The sequence below is a fragment of the Xenorhabdus sp. IM139775 genome (genome assembly GCF_028598745.1).
Taxonomy (GTDB): domain Bacteria; phylum Pseudomonadota; class Gammaproteobacteria; order Enterobacterales; family Enterobacteriaceae; genus Xenorhabdus.
The window spans coordinates 1-15,850 of the sequence record NZ_JAQRFK010000038.1 but is presented as its reverse complement, the minus strand read 5'-3'; the positions used below and the strand labels follow the sequence as shown (position 1 = coordinate 15,850).

Here is a 15,850-nt window from a genome sequence, read left to right as displayed (position 1 = left end):
GCAGGTCAGTAAACTTGTGTTGAAATTTATCGATGTTATCGCCCAATTGATGGGATATGGCAATGCCATTCCGCTGGATATGGCGTTGGATGAACGTCTTCTCCGTTCCCAACAAGAGAACCGTGTCCCGCTGGATTGTAAAACGTTGCGCCGTACTCCGCACTGGCAAAATATTCTGCACGCCTTAATCGCGGAATTGTTGCCTGTTGTACCTGAACATGTGAAACCTGCCCTCGAAAATCTGGCAAAAAATTCAGCACCAGAATTAGAAGAGATGGCGAACGCGCTGCTCAATAGCGCGTTCAGTAAAGTCAGTGCTGATCAATCGGTGTTTGTCTGGGCTGCGTTATCGGTGTATTGGGCACAAATGGCCAGTTTGATCCCCGGCAAGGCACGGGCGGAATATGGCGAACATCGCCAGTTTTGTCCGGTTTGTGGCAGTATGCCGGTTGCCAGTGTGGTACAAATTGGCACGAATCAGGGGCTGCGTTACTTGCATTGTAATTTGTGTGACAGTGAATGGCATGTGGTGCGCATCAAATGCAGTAACTGTGAACAGACGGGCGACCTGAATTATTGGTCACTGGAGAGTGAGAAAGCGGCAATCAAGGCAGAAAGTTGTGGTGATTGTGGCAGTTATCTCAAAATTCTGTATCAGGAAAAAGATCCGAATATTGATGTCGTGGCCGATGATCTGGCGTCATTGATTCTGGATGCCAAAATGGAAGAAGAGGGCTTTGCCCGCAGTAGCCTGAACCCTTTTCTGCTCCCCAACGAATAATAAAGATGATAATGAAGCGATGACTCAAGTAATCAACTCACTGTACCGCCAATTACCATCCATTGATAAATTGTTGCAGGAGCCGGAAATCACTCTGCTGATTGCGTCTTATGGGCAGACGCAAGTGGTGGCGATGTTGCGGGAAATGCAGGAACAGGCGCGGTTCAATATTTGCGAACATCAGGCCCTGCCGGAGTGGAGTCACGATTGGGCGGCATCCTTGCAGCGAAGGTTGGACAAGGTACAGGCATCCGCATTAAAACCGGTATTTAACCTGAGCGGAACGGTGATCCATACCAATCTGGGGCGTGCATTATTGGCCGAATCAGCCATTGATGCGGTGGCACAGGTCATGCGTTCACCGGTGACGCTGGAATATTCGCTGGATGGTGCCGGCCGCGGGCATCGTGATCGGGCACTGGCGGATTTACTCTGTACGTTAACCGGGGCGGAAGATGCCTGTATCGTTAACAATAATGCCGCTGCGGTATTACTGGTGCTGGCAACCGTGGCGCAGGGGAAAGAGGTTATTGTTTCCCGCGGTGAATTGGTCGAGATTGGCGGCGCGTTCCGTATTCCCGACGTGATGCGACAAGCGGGGTGTCGTTTGGTGGAAGTGGGCACCACTAACCGGACGCACCTGAAAGATTACCAACAGGCCATCAATGCGGATACCGGTATGCTGATGAAGGTGCATACCAGTAATTACCATATTGGCGGCTTCACGGCTGAGGTGGCGGGAGAGGCATTGGCGAAGCTGGGCATGGCAGCCCAAATTCCGACGGCCGTCGATCTCGGCAGCGGTTCCATGATCGACATGACGCAATATGGTCTGCCGGCTGAACCGATGCCGCAAGATTACCTCAATTGTGGGATCGATTTAGTAACTTTCTCTGGCGATAAATTATTGGGCGGCCCACAAGCCGGCATTATTGTTGGTAAAAAACCGTGGATAGACGCTATCCAACAGCATCCCCTGAAACGCGCCTTGCGGGCAGATAAAATGACGTTGGCCGCGCTGGAAGCCACGTTGCGTCTCTACCAACATCCTGAACAACTTCATCAGAAATTACCGCCCCTGCGTCTGTTGACCCGCCCACAAAGCGAGATCCGTGAGATGGCGCAACAGCTCCTTCCCCCCATTCGGGCACATTACAGCGAAAAATTTATCGTGCGCGATGAGCCTTGTTATTCCCAGATTGGCAGTGGCTCCCTGCCGGTGGATCGATTACCCAGTTGGGCGCTGACGTTTACGGCGATTGATGGGCGGGGCAGCACACTGGAAAAACTGGCTCACCAATGGCGCAATTTGGAAAAACCGGTGATTGGGCGTCTGTATGATGGCCGGTTATGGCTGGATCTCCGTTGTCTGGAAGAGGTAAATGCGTTATTGCAGGTGTTGGTGTTATAGAATTTGTCAAAACACCGTGTCATGCTCTGACAGTAAAATTTGATCCGCCTCCCAATAATTCAGAAAAGCTAAAGAAAAAATAGCTGAATCCGATAAAGTATAAACAAAACTTAAATGAATTATAGACTGTAAAGGGAGTTATAAAATGAAATATGATCCACGATTAAGAATATGGGTTGAGGATGATTATAGATATGAAGATCATCTTAATTTTAAGAAGCAAATAGAAGATCAGCGGTATAAAGATATTGAAGCAAAGTTAAATAAAAACCAAGAACATTATGCAGTAATAACTCAAGATGAAGCTATGACTTATTTGAAAACGTTTGGCCATGATGTTGAATCATTTAAGGAAACATTAAAATCATGGAGAGATGATATTTATTCAGTAACTGATGTGTTGTCAAATTTTGCTGGTAACATAAAAGATGCCCCTGGGGTTTTAAAAGTTGCTAAACATTTAAAACCTACAAACATCGGAATGATTGATCATATATTAGATGAACTAAAGGGAAAAGGTGTCAAGGCTGTAGAATATCTTGGTAGGAATGGTGAAAGATATATAAAACTATCGGGTGAGCCAGAGATTAGACGATATTTGAAGGCTACAAGATACCTTATTGATAATAAAAAAATAATAGAGGTTGGTATAGGATCTGTAGCTATGGAAGGTAGTGTTGTTTCAGGGGCTAGGTTCTGTATTGTGTTTTCTGCTGCATATAGAGCAGTGGAGTTATTACTTAAGGATGAATATGATCTAACGGATTTTTTTGTTAATGTAACAATGGATATAGCAAAGTTAATTGTAGCAACAGAAATTGCTAAGGCAACTGTTACAGCAGTAACTTCAGTCTTTTTTGCTACAGCTGCTAGTGCTACTGTTATATCTTTTTTAGTTTTTGGTATCGGGTTAGGTGTTGCGTATGGTTTGTATCTGTTAGACGATGAATATAAAATTAGTGAAACTATAATTAAAAAACTAAAAGAACATAAAGCAAAATCCCCTACACCTTATCATCCTGACACGTTTTTTAATATGTGGGGTAGATATTCTCGTGGATAATTCAAATGCTATAACTAGAGTAAGAGTATTTATAATTTCACTCATACTTATGAGTATTTCTATATTTGGAGGAATATCATCACTAGTTGATTATAAAGATTTTCTAACTAGACATGACATTGTTACATTTTCTGGCAAAACCGCTTGGTTTATTTGGTTTAGTCCTTTATCTATGTACTTTTCATTAAAATTTGTTAAGTTCACGATAGTTAATCGTCAGGTGTCATTTAATAATAGAATAGCAACTTGTTTTACCTTTTTAGGTATAATTGGGTTTGTTTTTACTTTATTATTTTCTTTTTATGTTGATTTTAAACTGAAAAATGAAAATTATTTTTTATGTGCTAAATCATCATTGATGGCACCTAATAAATATGTAAAAAACATATCTTTATGTAAATAAATCATGATTTTTTTTAGTTGTTATCTCTAACCCACCTGTATAACAGGTGGGTTTTTGATTAATAGGTTCTATCTTCCCATATACTATAAGCTGATGTGCCAGCGGTTATATGGTTCCATGAGATGGATTTATAGTTTAAAACAACTCTTTCATGCGGCATCGCATCGAAATTATTTATAGAATGTGGATAGACACAAGACAGATCACTAATAGTTGCTTCGGTTATTTTAACTTCATAGAATAATTCTAATTGTCCGGCTTGACCGGTTCTGTAAAAAACAAAAGTACCGTTTAAAGATTCATTTGAATCTATTGCCATCGCTAATAATGGTGATGATTTATCTACTGGTTTAATAAATTGTATAGGCTGATGACTGACGTTCTGCTGACGTGAAATTGCATGATTCAGGCTGAGTACCTGTATTTGATCCTCGTGTCCATTTTGATATCGATTTCCTATCGAATCCAGAGTTGAACACCCAGCAGAGATGAGACCTTGTTTTTTACCGTTTAACGATAAATAAATCATATATGACATAATATTACTTTCCTAGTTTTTAAAAAAATTCAATTTGATATGTATAACCTAACACATAAATAAAAACTGCAATAGTAATATAAATCAGAAAATAGACATTTAAAATGTTGTTTATTATCTGCATTAAAATGACAAATAAAAAGGTGACTTAAATCACTTGAATTCGCCTAATAAACTATCGTCTTGATTGTCATGTTTTCGACAGGGGAATTTGATCCGGATCCCAATAATTAAAAAAAAGCAAATAAAAAAATAGCTGAATCCGATAAAATATGATCCAATTTTAAGAGCATTTGTTGATGATGATTATACTCGTCATACTTCAACCATACTATCCGGTTCGATTTTTTAATGATTGGAGGAGATATAGTCGTGGATAACACAAGTAAAACAAAATTATCTCTAGGTATACTATTGCTTTTTTTATGACGGCATTATTCATGCTTTTTTCACTGAGTGATTATATCGGTTTTTTTAGACGTGGTAGTGTGATTCCATTCTCATGGAAAAGCGCAGGGTTTATTTGGTTCAGCCCTGTTCTAATTTATCTTGCTTATATTTTATTAAGAATGTTATTGGGGGATAATAAATCTCTTAATAGTAAATTTGGAGACTATATTTCATATGTGTCAATAATAGAGTTTATTCTTACTTTATTTATCTCTTTTTATGTGGATGATAAATTAAAAACTGAAGGGTATTTAACCTGTGATAAATCATCATGGGTGGCACCAAATAAATATGTGAAAGATATATCGCTATGTCGTTAGGCATATGTTCGCCACTCTTCGATATGTATTTATTAAAATACCCCACTTTTTGTTGAATCCAAGAAAAAACAGGCACAATAACCATGATTTTTGCTACAGCGGGACATGTTGATCACGGTAAAACCACACTTATTCAGGCTATCACGGGAGTCGATACCGCCCATTTACCGGAAGAGAAAAAACGCGGGATGACGATTGACCTCGGTTATGCCTACTGGCCGCAGCCGGATGGGTCTTCGGTGGGGTTTGTTGATGTACCGGGGCATGAAAAATTTCTGTCTAATATGTTGGCGGGAATAGGTGGCATCGATCATATCCTGCTGGTTGTCGCCTGTGATGATGGTGTGATGGCGCAGACGCGGGAACATCTGGCTATTTTGCGTTTGATCGGCAGACCGGCTATCACGGCTGTGCTGACTAAAGTGGATAGTGTCGAACCCGCACGGGTCGAGGAAGTCCGGCAACAGGTGGGGCAATTATTAGCGGCACAAGGTTGGCAATCGGTGCCTTTGTTTGTCACGGCCGCCACCACGGATCAGGGCATTCCCCCATTGCGGGAACATTTGCTGTCGATTTACCAATGTTATGGCTCGTCTTTTCGGCAAAATCCGCAACATGAAAAATTGCAACAACGCTTTCGGCTGGCTATCGATCGGGTTTTTACCATTAAAGGCGCAGGATTGGTTTTCACCGGGACGGCGTTAGCGGGCAGTACCAATGTCGGTGACACGTTGTGGCTGACGGGTTGTGAGCAAGCGGTGAGAGTGCGTGGCCTGCATGCCCAGAATCAACCTGCCCAGAGCGCTCAGGCGGGGCAGCGTATTGCATTGAATATTGTTGGTGAGATCAGCAAAGCGCAAATTTCCCGTGGCGACTGGTTGTTATCGCCGCAAAGCGCGCTTGAAACGAATGGCGTTGCCGGCATTGGATGACCGGCTGGTTTATCAACTTATCCATCAGCTACTGGAACTGGGTGTGTTAAAACAAACCAATGGTTGGTTGCACTTACCTGAGCATGGATTGATGTTTACCGCGGAGCAGGAGAGTTTGTGGTTGCAGGCAGAACCCCATTTTAAAGCGCAAGCGTGGTGGGTACGCGATTTGGCAACTGAAATAGGGGAAGATGAAACAACCCTGCGAGGTCTTTTACGCAAGGCCGCACAATTTGGGCTGATTATCGCCATTGTGCCGGATCGTTATTACCACCGTCAGTACATCCAGCAGTTTGCTGATTTAATCCGCCGCTATGCCCAGATTAAGGGAGGCATAACGGCAATTGATTTTCGCGACGAATTAGGCATTGGCCGGAAATTAGCGATCCAAATACTGGAATATTTTGATCGTACAGGGTTTACCCGCAGGAAAGCAGATTTACACGTTTTGCGGGATGAGGGGATTTTTTAGCCAACATTTAAAACAACAACGGTTTTCAATCACGGACTGTTTTTTATCGCCTTCATTGAACTCCACTGAATTCATACTGTCTCCATTGAGCGGATCTGCTGCATTTTATTTGCAGCAGATTGGGTAACCTGTGCTATTTTTCACCGGGTTGGCAAACTGAACTCATGTGTGGGACGCAATAAAGTATGAAAAAAAAGATAATCTCCAGGATTTATCTTGGATTGCTGTTAATCGCTTCCTTGATAATCGTGTTTGAGAAAAGCGGAGATATTTATCCTGCGCTGGCGTCTGTCGGCGTATTCGGCGTTATCTTTGGCCTGGCTTTTTTAGTGTCAGCGCGCTGGCTATTTTCGGCGGCGTTAACCGGAACTTTGTTTATCATCCTCAAATTTCTCAATCAGATAAAAGTCCATTACTACAAAGAGCAACTGTTTTTTTCTGATTTGAATCTTATGTTAGACCCTTCAAATCAGGAGACGCTGCGCCATTATTGGCTGGCAGGTATCGCTGTGGTGGCGATGTTTATCTGGTTGATATTCAACATGATATTGAGTTGGAAAACGTCGCCTTCCGCGCGAGGGGTTAAATGGCGTTTTGCCAGTATCATTTTGATGGCCGTGAGTGTTTGGGATATCAATCTGACCGTGGAGGCCTATTACGGCCAGTGGCAAGATGAATTGCCGAAAGGGCGGGGAACGGTGACTAATATGGTGATGTCTGCCTCGGATGCGCAATATCAGCCGCCGAAATTTGGCTCATCTGCCGATTATTTCTTGCAGCAGGCGAAAAAAGTGGCGTTGCCAGAACCTCAGTCAGCGGTGAAACCTGATGTGGTTGTCTTGTTGCAAGAATCTACCGTTAATCCTCATATTTACCAATTACCCACTCATGTTCAGTTGCCGGATCTGTACATGTTTCAGCAGGATGCAGGTGTCAGCGCCCAAAGCCCGCTCAGGGTACAGACTTTTGGCGGCGGAACGTGGTTATCTGAATTCTCCGTTTTAACCGGATTGAATACGGATGATTTTGGTTCACGTAAAAATGCGGTGTTTTATTTTGTCGTTGATCACCTGAAAAACAGCCTGTTCCACGCCATGAAAGACAATGGTTATTACACGGTGGTTCTGACCCCATTTAATAAATCCGCGTACCATGCGGGGCATGCTTACAAGACACTGGGGGTTGATCGCATTATCCAACCGCAGGAGTTAGGTTATCCCGCTGGCATGGAAAAGAATTTATGGAAAATTTCGACACAAGATATGTTGTCTTATGTGAAAACGATCCTGACTAAAGAGACTGACAAGCCGATTTTTATTTTCTCTCTGACCATGTATGAACACGGCCCTTATGAAGAGAGCCATCATGATGATTATGGTTTGGCCGGCAACATTGATCCTGCAACCGCGGCAGGCAAGTTTAGTCATTACATGGAAAAAATCGTGGCTTCTGATCCTGCCATCGAGGATTTCAGTGAATTTGTTGCCAATCGCGACAAACCTACCGTTTTCCTCTATTTTGGTGATCATCAACCGAACATAAATTTTGACCGCTATCACTCTCCACTGCCCGATCCGGCACATGTGACCCAATTTACGCTGCGGGATAACCTGCAACAGGGGGCGCCGATAACAACGGGCAAGCTGACCGATATTTCCTTCCTTGGCGGCATGGTTCTGGAACGTGCCCGTTTGTCCGCCCCTGCGTTTTATCAGGCCAATATGATTATGCGCCATTTGTGTGACGGCGCCCTGAATGATTGTCAGGATAATGCTCTGGTAGAAAGTTATAAGCATTATGTTTACCAGCAATTGGACGCGGCAGGTAAATAATTCCTGTGCTAAAAGATCATGTGATACTTATCGTTCGGTTTGCTTTCTGATGACAGGTGCAGGCAATGAATCATAAGTGATAAGAAGGAATTAGGCGGAATTCTCCCCTTCAAAAGAAGGGGGGATGCCAGTTAAAAACAATTAAATGTATTAATTATTTTTGGGTTTGTAATTAATGTTGATATTCTGCGGAGAATTGAAATCCAGCCGATAAATATCCCCGCGACATAAAATTTCGCTGAATTCGATAATATCATTTTGGTTATTCTGGCTGATTTGGTGAATTTGTAGCAATGGCGAGTTGTTGGCGATATTAAGCAGGATGGCCAGATCCGCAGGGCAGGCAATGGCTTTGATTTTATGATTGACGTTGGTGAGATGGATGTTTTGCTCCTCCCAATACGCATACAGGGAACCTTCCAATCGCTCAGGATGAGGCAGATAGAGGCGGGGAATATACGTATTTTCAAGGGAAACCGGCATGCCGTTGGCAAGGCGGATGCGGCGCAGTTCAGCGATAGGTTCACCGGTGTTCACCGACAATTTTCTCGCAATCCCGGCCGGTGCGGGAATAATATTTCTCGATAGCCAATAATTGGAGGCTGTTCCCCCATCTTTAATGACTTGAGAAGTAAAACCCACCGCCTGATTGAGTGAAGAACCGCCCGGTTTGACCACCTGAGTGCCAATCCCTTGCTGGCGTATGATGACCCCTTTTTCCTCCAGAAGCTGCATTGCCTTACTGACGGTGACGCGAGAGATATTGAGAAGCTCAGCTAATCGGCGTTCTGGTGGTAAAAACTCTCCGACATGCAGTAATCGTTTTTCAATTGCCATTTCAATGACTTTTTGCAGTCGTATATAACGAGGGCTACTGCCTTTCTTTTCAAGTTGTTTGCATACCCAGTCAACAAAGTGATTCAGCATTTTTTTTACCCCTGTTACTCGATGGCCTAAGTGTACATTAGCCTATACAACAAGGTATAGAGTGCATTGGAATTAGATTGGCATCACATAATGACAAAATTGGACTTTCATTGGCCTTAATTGGCAGATAAAGTATAAATCCTGCTTATATAAGAAATCGGGGGTTGAAGTGGTTTTCTTTCTGACGCTACCTGATCTATTTGCAGGAGCTGTATATCCGATATGTTTCGAATTACATCCGATAAAGCTGTAGCTCGAAAGATGAAGGGTATATGGAGACGTTATGTGTTCTTCAATCTCGGGGCTGATGTTTGCATTGGCCCCGGCGTGGCGTGGTAAATCAGGCGTCCTGTCGCCCGCTGTGCTTGAAGAAACACCGGTTTCATTGACTTGCTTTTGTCGGGTTAATCAAGCCGGAACGTTGTGCTCTGGTTATGGTGTTGTTTTTTGGTACTCCGGTAAAGTGTGTGATTTGCGCCAACCTAGGGAAAGAGAGCCATTGTCACCATGACCAGAGCCATTTTTCAGGACGTTATGTTCCCTGCTGAGGTGATGGTATAAGTGGGTGAAGTTAACTCAGGCAGGGTTTTTCGCTTTGTGTCTTAAGTCATGGAAAACATAATGAGTACACAGCAAAAACGTCATCGGTTCTGGAAGGTAGAACGCACGGGTATCGATATTGTCCCTTCGTCAGAACGCACAGGCACACCGTTAGATCTCTTCTGGGTCTGGTCAGCTGCCAATATTGGCATTCTCGGCATTGTTTACGGTGCCATCATCGTCTCCTTTAAACTCTCTTTTCTGCAATCCGTACTCGCGGCACTGGTTGGCCTGTCCAGCTTTGCATTGGTTGGCTATATCAGTTTCAGCGGTAAATTGGGCAGGACCACCACGCTCACGCTTTCCCGCACGATTTTTGGTATTAAGGGAAATATTGCGCCGACAGTGATTTTCTGGTTCATCTCAATGGGATGGGAATCCATCAATATTGTGACCGGGACTTTGACGCTTGCGGCATTGTTTCAGGCGTGCGGACTCAGTGAAAGCCCCCTGTTGACGGTGGTCAGCATGGTATTGTTTGCCGGCCTGTCAATTGGTGTCACGTTGCTGGGAAAAGAGATGGTCATCACCATGCAGCGCTGGGTCACCAAAATTTTCGGTGTCATGACGCTCGTGGTTGTGTTCTATATTCTGTTTACCACAGAATGGAATGCCGTCTTAACCATGCCGTCAGGCAGTTGGTTAACGGGGTTCCTGCCCGCTGTTTCGGTGGTTGCTGCCGGCAGTGGTATTGCATGGGCAGCGACAGGTGCCGATTATAGCCGCTATCAGAATGAAAATTCCGCCAAAGTAAAAATTTTTACGGCGGTCACCGCAGGCGGCATGATCCCGCTGGTATTGTTACTGTTTACCGGGATCTTGCTCTCCGTTCAATTACCTGATTTGCCTAATTCAGAGAATCCCATTGCCCATATTGGCTCTGTCTTGCCGGATTGGATGGTGATCCCGTATTTAATGACGGCCATTGCGGGTATCGTCACCATGGCGGTCATGAGCCTCTATTCTGCCAGTTTGAACTTGTTGACATTGGGAATAAAAATCAAACGGGTTCATGCTGTGACAATTGACTCCACGATTGTGTTATCCGTTGCGGTTTATACCCTTTTCGTGACCGGTGATTTCATGGGGCCATTTGTCGCCTTCCTGATATTCTTCGGCGTGTTTTTGGCCTCGTGGGAGGCCGTATTTTTACTGGATTACATCGTACTGCGCCGCAGTCAGGGGTATTGTCCGGATAAATTGTTTAATTATGTTGGCCCGAATGGCGGCATCAAATGGCTCCCCATCTTATGCTGGCTACTGGGAGCATTGGCGGGTTTTTCGGTGACGCAAAATGACTTTATCAGTGGCCCGTGGGCCGTGGGCATTTTTGCCAATTCCAGCCTTGGGTTATTTCTGGCATTTTTCGTCAGTTTTGTCTGTTATGGTCTGTATTTGATGCTGAATAGGTACAAAAAATGAAGGAATCTCAACGATCTGTCGTGGTATTGGGTTCGGCGACAGGGGATATTGTTCTTAGAATACCTGAATTGCTTCATGAGAGTGAATATTGGGAAGCGGAAGAGATTGATCGGCAGGTCGGTGGTTGTGCCTTTAATGTGGCGCGTGCGCTGTGCCGGCTTCAGGCACCGGTGATCAATGGCATCTTTGTCGGTAATGGCACTTGGGGCGAACGTGTCGCAACCGAAATGGAAAACCTTGGGTTGCAGGTGACTTTGCGCCATCCGACCAAAGACAATAGTTGGTGTTTTGCCATGATGAAGCCCGATGGCAAACGCATCTATGTCTCCGTTCCGGGTTGTGACGACGCGTGGCATCAGGAGCGATTGGCGACGATCCCTCTGCCAGAACAGGGATATCTCTATGCCAGCGGCTATGAACTGGCCAATGTCAAAGCGGGTGATTTGCGTGAATGGTTGCTGGGCTCTCCGGCAGGGATAACCTTGGTCTTGGATTTTGGCCCTCGCTTGATGGATATCGATCCTGCATTTATTCAAGCGCTGCCCGTGGAAAGAACCCTGCTCAGCTTAAACAAAGATGAGGTTGCCTTACTGTGTGGTGCAGGGGATACCATGACCCAAGCCAGCCGTTATGCCAATGAGCAGGGTTTTACACTCATTGCGCGTGTCGGTGCTGAAGGGGCATGGATATGCCAGCCGAATCGTCAGCCAGAATATGTCCCAGCTTATAAGGTCAGGATGGAGGATCGGATTGGTGCCGGTGATGCACATTGTGGCGGGATGTTGGCCGGATTATCTCAGGGCATGTCCTTACGCGATGCCGTCGATCTGGGAAACCGTGTTGCAGCGATTGTTGTCAGCCGCCCCGGTGCCAATGGCGCGCCAACCAAGGATGAATTGACAGATTTTAGCGTTGATTAAGTTGCGTAAAAATTTATCCATAAAAAACCTACGCAAACTCTGGGTTGAGTAGGTTTTTCTCAAACAATGATCTCAGGTCAGTCTGATATCAAACCGGTGAGGTGGTAATACGATACGCACAGCGTCGGTGGCCACTGAGGATATATTCCGTTCTTTCCACATTGGCTTGCAGGATCTCCCGAAACAGTTTTAGTTCTGTCCGGCAAAACCCCTGACACAATCTGGCGGCGGTACAAATTGGACAATGGTTTTCAAAAAACAAAATAGCGCCATTTTCCTCAACCGAATAATGAGCCATATAACCTTCTCGGCAGCGGATTAAAACCAGACGCTCAACTTTTTCCAGTAATCCAGTCGCACCTTCCATCGCTTTTTTGTAGTTAGAAAAAGCCTCTTTTTCGCGGGTGCTGATAATCAAATCCATGGCAGTTTCACCCAATTGACTGCGAATAATCGAGATTAACTGGGTTGTGAGTTCTGCATGGGTATCAGGAAATTTGGCATGACCTTTCTCTGTGAGATGCCAACGCTGTATCGGCCGCCCGACTCCCCTTGTTTCTGGCTTTGCTTCAACGAATCCTTCCTTAGCCAGTTTGACAAACTGCTGCCGGGCAGCTTCTCCCGTTGTTCCCAATAAGTTGCCGGCATCAGAGGCTTGTAAGGCACCATGAGTTTTTAGCAACATTAGTAGCTTATCACTCACAGTTTGCCCAACGATTATACTATTTTCCAAGTCTGAGCTTGACATATTGTTGATTCCGATATTAATTTATTCCAAGATTTATCTTGTTTAATTTAGCGTAAGATTTTTCACAACTCAACCTGTGTCGGGACAACAATGATGATAATGACTGAGGAAAGCCGCTGGAGAGATCTGTTTTCCAGCGAAAATGCGCCAAGTGCGATAGCACTTTCACTGGGTGTAGGATTGATGGCAGCGAATACCCTAATTGCGATTACGATCCTGCCTTCTGTCGTCAATGATATTGGAGGATTGAATCTCTATGCCTGGAATACCACATTGTTTGTTGTGGCATCGATTGTGGGTTCTGTTCTTTCTGCGAGATTGTTGAGTGCATCGGGCGCAAGAAATGCTTATCTGGTTGCCGCGCTGGTCTTTTTCATCGGCAGCTTACTTTGTACCCTTGCACCAACGATGGAAGTCATGCTGATTGGCCGAACTATTCAGGGCCTTGGCGGGGGATTTCTATTTGCACTTTCCTATTTGATGATTAATCTCGTCTTTGTTCAATCACTCTGGCCTAGGGCGATGGCGCTGGTATCGGGGATGTGGGGCGTCGCAACCTTAATCGGGCCGGCGATTGGCGGGATTTTCGCTGAAATGGACGCATGGCGTTACGCTTTTGGCATTATGCTGCCGATTATTCTCTGTTATGCGGCATTTACCTACCGGATTTTGCCTAAAACAGCGGCACAGAATAAAACCAAAACGGCATTGCCCATTGTACAATTGATCCTATTATCCGCTGCGGTACTGGCGGTTTCCTCCGGCAGTTTGTCACAAGATGTTCGGCTCAACATTGCCGGTATTGTTGTGGCGGTGATATTGGTCTTTTTATTGGTTATCCACGAACGCCGGACTTCGGCAAGATTACTGCCTAAAAATGCCCTGAGTCTGCATTCTCCCCATCTGGTTTTATTCGCGACGATCGCGCTATTGGTCATTGGCTTATCGGGCGATGTTTTTATTCCCTATTTTCTACAAATCTTGCATGAACAATCCCCTTTGGCTTCGGGTTATATGGTGGCTTCCGCCGCAGTGGGTTGGACGGTAGGAGAAATGCTCAGTGCAAGCTGGCAAGGGGCGAAGATGCGGTTTGCGATTGTCAGCGGCCCAGTTTTCATGCTGGTTGGCATGTTGCTGTTGCTTGCATTGCTGCCATCCCAATCAGCAGGAGAGTGGCAGATAATGCTGCCGATCATCTTAGGCTTGGGGTTATTTGGCTTCGGGGTTGGATTCGGCTGGCCTCATCTTTTGACCCGTATTTTGCAGGTTTCCAGTGATGAGGATAACAACATTGCCGGCTCATCGATTACGACAGTGCAGTTATTTGCCACGGCATTTGGTTCTGCATTGGGGGGGATGACCGTCAATTTATTTGGATTTTATCAGCCGGGCGGGATAATAGGCGCCGCATCTTCTTCTCATTGGCTATTTTTGCTCTTCTCCATTGCCCCGATATTGGCATTATTAACCGCATACAGGGCAGCAAAAATTAAAGTGGAAAAATAAATTTAATCAACGGCATTATCGTAAAAATAATGCCGTTTTCTTGATTACGTGTCATGGGATATATCCGTATAATTATGGAGATTGATATCATAAATAAGAGTTAAGGATATTTGATGCTAATAATTTCCCATAGGCCAAAGGATGGTTTTCGTATACCAATAATACAACCGAGAATAATCGGCACTTTAATCAAAAAATATTTTTTTATCCTGTTTTTATTGCTTATCGGAATGAGCAATGGATTGGCTGGAGAGATAAAACCAGAAACCATCACGCTTGATGTTCCTGCGCTAAGCAAACGTGTGGCAGATATTTCTCAGGTGCTCACGAAAGAAGAGCGCCAGCGTCTGACCCGCCAACTGAAAAAACTGCAATCTGAAGAAAAGGTACAGATGGCAGTCCTTATTATCCCGACGACGGGCAGCGAAACGGTTGAAGCATTTTCCGCCCGTCTATTTGATAAATGGAAGTTGGGCAATAAAGAAAACAATGATGGCATTTTGTTTTTGATCGCTTCTGATGATCATAAACTGCGTATTGCAGTCGGTTCCGGTTTAGAACGTCAATTAACGGATGGCAAAGTTGCACGCATTTTACGTGAAGAGGTGAAGCCAGCTTTCAAAGAACAGGCTTATTTCGAGGGGATAAGTAATGCCATTGATGCAGTTGGCACATTGCTGAAAAACACCAGTCAAGCGGAGACACTGAAAGAAACGACGAAGATAACTCAGGCTATCGCCGAAAGCGACAGTGCATTTGACCAGATATCCGGTAAAGATATGGTTGCGCTATTGGGTTTTTGGCTGGTCAGTCTGTTTTTCTTGCCAATGACGGTTTTCCGCAAGGGGCACTGGTTTAAGCGTTTCCTTAAATGTGCCTTGACCATAGCGGCAGGAACCTATCTGTTGAGCCTAATTGGATTATTTTCCTCCATTCCCGCCGAGTTTTATCTGTTAATCCTGATGTTGCCAGTGATTCTGGTATTTTTGGTGATCTCTGCCGTGTCGTCACTATTGAAAAGCCTATTCAGCAGTCTTTTCGGCGGCTTGTTGGGTGGCTCTGGTTCTGGCTCTGATCGCACAGGCAGTGACAACGATAATGATAGCTTTTCCGGTGGTGGTGGCAGCAGTGATGGTGGTGGCGCTTCGGGCGATTGGTGATCTGTTTTTGGTATAAATCGCCTATAACTGAATCAAAATGTTATGGCATAACACCTAACCGCTAATGACAAGGCGAAATGATTAGTATTAATGAGACAACATTTGTGATTAACTTCTATTCTTAAATAAGTTCAGGTAATACCACAATAAAAAACACTGCCGAGTTGAATTTATCTGCTCCGCTTTATCTATCTTTTGTCCGCCCGCCATAAGATATGCAATCTTTTGAAATAAAAAAGCCAGTAATACACTGATATTACTGGCTTGTGGATCTATTCGTTGAGTAGGCGGCATAAAGCCCTGTCATTACTGGATTCGTGCTATTCAATATTTTCTAGGGGTACACCCTTGGGTACACGCTAAAT

At 44.6% G+C, this 15,850-nt stretch carries 13 protein-coding genes and 2 pseudogenes; 12 read left to right on the top strand and 3 right to left on the bottom strand.

Going from position 1 to position 15,850, the window contains the following annotated elements; all coding sequences use genetic code 11:
* Positions 1–70: 70 nt before the first annotated feature.
* From fdhE to PSI17_RS09760, 4 genes and pseudogenes are all read left to right on the top strand, one after another.
* Positions 71–781, top strand: a pseudogene (gene fdhE, locus PSI17_RS09775) (formate dehydrogenase accessory protein FdhE); the annotation flags it as partial.
* A 19-nt stretch (positions 782–800) separates the two neighbouring features.
* Entirely contained in the window at positions 801–2,192 is a 1,392-nt protein-coding gene (selA, locus tag PSI17_RS09770; protein WP_273551815.1) for an L-seryl-tRNA(Sec) selenium transferase, read from the top strand.
* Between the two features lie 145 nt (positions 2,193–2,337).
* Complete coding sequence (locus PSI17_RS09765) at positions 2,338–3,255, top strand: hypothetical protein (protein ID WP_273551814.1); 918 nt, start codon at positions 2,338–2,340, stop codon at positions 3,253–3,255.
* Positions 3,248–3,658 carry a DUF1240 domain-containing protein gene (locus PSI17_RS09760; RefSeq protein WP_273551813.1) on the top strand — a complete coding sequence of 137 codons (411 nt, stop codon included), beginning with the start codon at positions 3,248–3,250 and terminating at the stop codon, positions 3,656–3,658. Before PSI17_RS09765 ends, PSI17_RS09760 begins: the two co-directional genes overlap by 8 nt.
* Positions 3,659–3,716: 58 nt before the next feature.
* Here the strand turns inward: PSI17_RS09760 and PSI17_RS09755 are convergent, their stop codons facing one another.
* Positions 3,717–4,196 (bottom strand): Hcp family type VI secretion system effector, encoded by a 480-nt coding sequence (locus tag PSI17_RS09755; protein ID WP_273551812.1) that lies wholly within the window; start codon positions 4,194–4,196, stop codon positions 3,717–3,719.
* A gap of 425 nt (positions 4,197–4,621) precedes the next feature.
* On the opposite strand from PSI17_RS09755, the gene PSI17_RS09750 reads away from it, so the two are divergent.
* The 3 genes and pseudogenes from PSI17_RS09750 to PSI17_RS09740 all read left to right on the top strand — a co-directional run bounded on the left by PSI17_RS09750 (position 4,622) and on the right by PSI17_RS09740 (position 8,202).
* On the top strand, positions 4,622–4,966 hold the full coding sequence (locus PSI17_RS09750) for a DUF1240 domain-containing protein (RefSeq protein WP_273551811.1): 345 nt from the start codon (positions 4,622–4,624) through the stop codon (positions 4,964–4,966).
* 83 nt (positions 4,967–5,049) lie between these two features.
* Positions 5,050–6,370: pseudogene (selB, locus tag PSI17_RS09745) on the top strand (selenocysteine-specific translation elongation factor).
* 185 nt (positions 6,371–6,555) lie between these two features.
* Positions 6,556–8,202 (top strand): LTA synthase family protein, encoded by a 1,647-nt coding sequence (locus PSI17_RS09740; RefSeq protein ID WP_273551810.1) that lies wholly within the window; start codon positions 6,556–6,558, stop codon positions 8,200–8,202.
* Positions 8,203–8,352: 150 nt separating this feature from the next.
* Here the strand turns inward: PSI17_RS09740 and PSI17_RS09735 are convergent, their stop codons facing one another.
* The gene (locus PSI17_RS09735) at positions 8,353–9,129 is read right to left on the bottom strand and encodes a GntR family transcriptional regulator (RefSeq protein ID WP_273551809.1); all 777 of its coding nucleotides are present in this window, start codon (positions 9,127–9,129) and stop codon (positions 8,353–8,355) included.
* A gap of 283 nt (positions 9,130–9,412) precedes the next feature.
* Here PSI17_RS09735 and PSI17_RS09730 point away from each other — a divergent pair, with 283 nt between their 5' ends.
* From PSI17_RS09730 to PSI17_RS09720, 3 genes are all read left to right on the top strand, one after another.
* Entirely contained in the window at positions 9,413–9,640 is a 228-nt protein-coding gene (locus PSI17_RS09730) for a hypothetical protein (protein ID WP_273551808.1), read from the top strand.
* A 110-nt stretch (positions 9,641–9,750) separates the two neighbouring features.
* On the top strand, positions 9,751–11,151 hold the full coding sequence (locus PSI17_RS09725) for a purine-cytosine permease family protein (RefSeq protein WP_273551807.1): 1,401 nt from the start codon (positions 9,751–9,753) through the stop codon (positions 11,149–11,151).
* Complete coding sequence (locus PSI17_RS09720) at positions 11,148–12,071, top strand: PfkB family carbohydrate kinase (protein WP_273551806.1); 924 nt, start codon at positions 11,148–11,150, stop codon at positions 12,069–12,071. The genes PSI17_RS09725 and PSI17_RS09720 overlap by 4 nt, the downstream gene beginning before the upstream one ends.
* 88 nt (positions 12,072–12,159) lie before the next feature.
* Here the strand turns inward: PSI17_RS09720 and PSI17_RS09715 are convergent, their stop codons facing one another.
* Positions 12,160–12,819 carry a helix-turn-helix transcriptional regulator gene (locus tag PSI17_RS09715; protein WP_273551805.1) on the bottom strand — a complete coding sequence of 220 codons (660 nt, stop codon included), beginning with the start codon at positions 12,817–12,819 and terminating at the stop codon, positions 12,160–12,162.
* 93 nt (positions 12,820–12,912) lie between these two features.
* Between PSI17_RS09715 and PSI17_RS09710 the strand changes: the two genes are divergently transcribed.
* The gene (locus PSI17_RS09710) at positions 12,913–14,325 is read left to right on the top strand and encodes an MFS transporter (protein ID WP_273551825.1); all 1,413 of its coding nucleotides are present in this window, start codon (positions 12,913–12,915) and stop codon (positions 14,323–14,325) included.
* 230 nt (positions 14,326–14,555) lie between these two features.
* On the top strand, positions 14,556–15,485 hold the full coding sequence (locus PSI17_RS09705; protein WP_273551804.1) for a TPM domain-containing protein: 930 nt from the start codon (positions 14,556–14,558) through the stop codon (positions 15,483–15,485).
* The last annotated feature ends 365 nt before the right edge of the window (positions 15,486–15,850 follow it).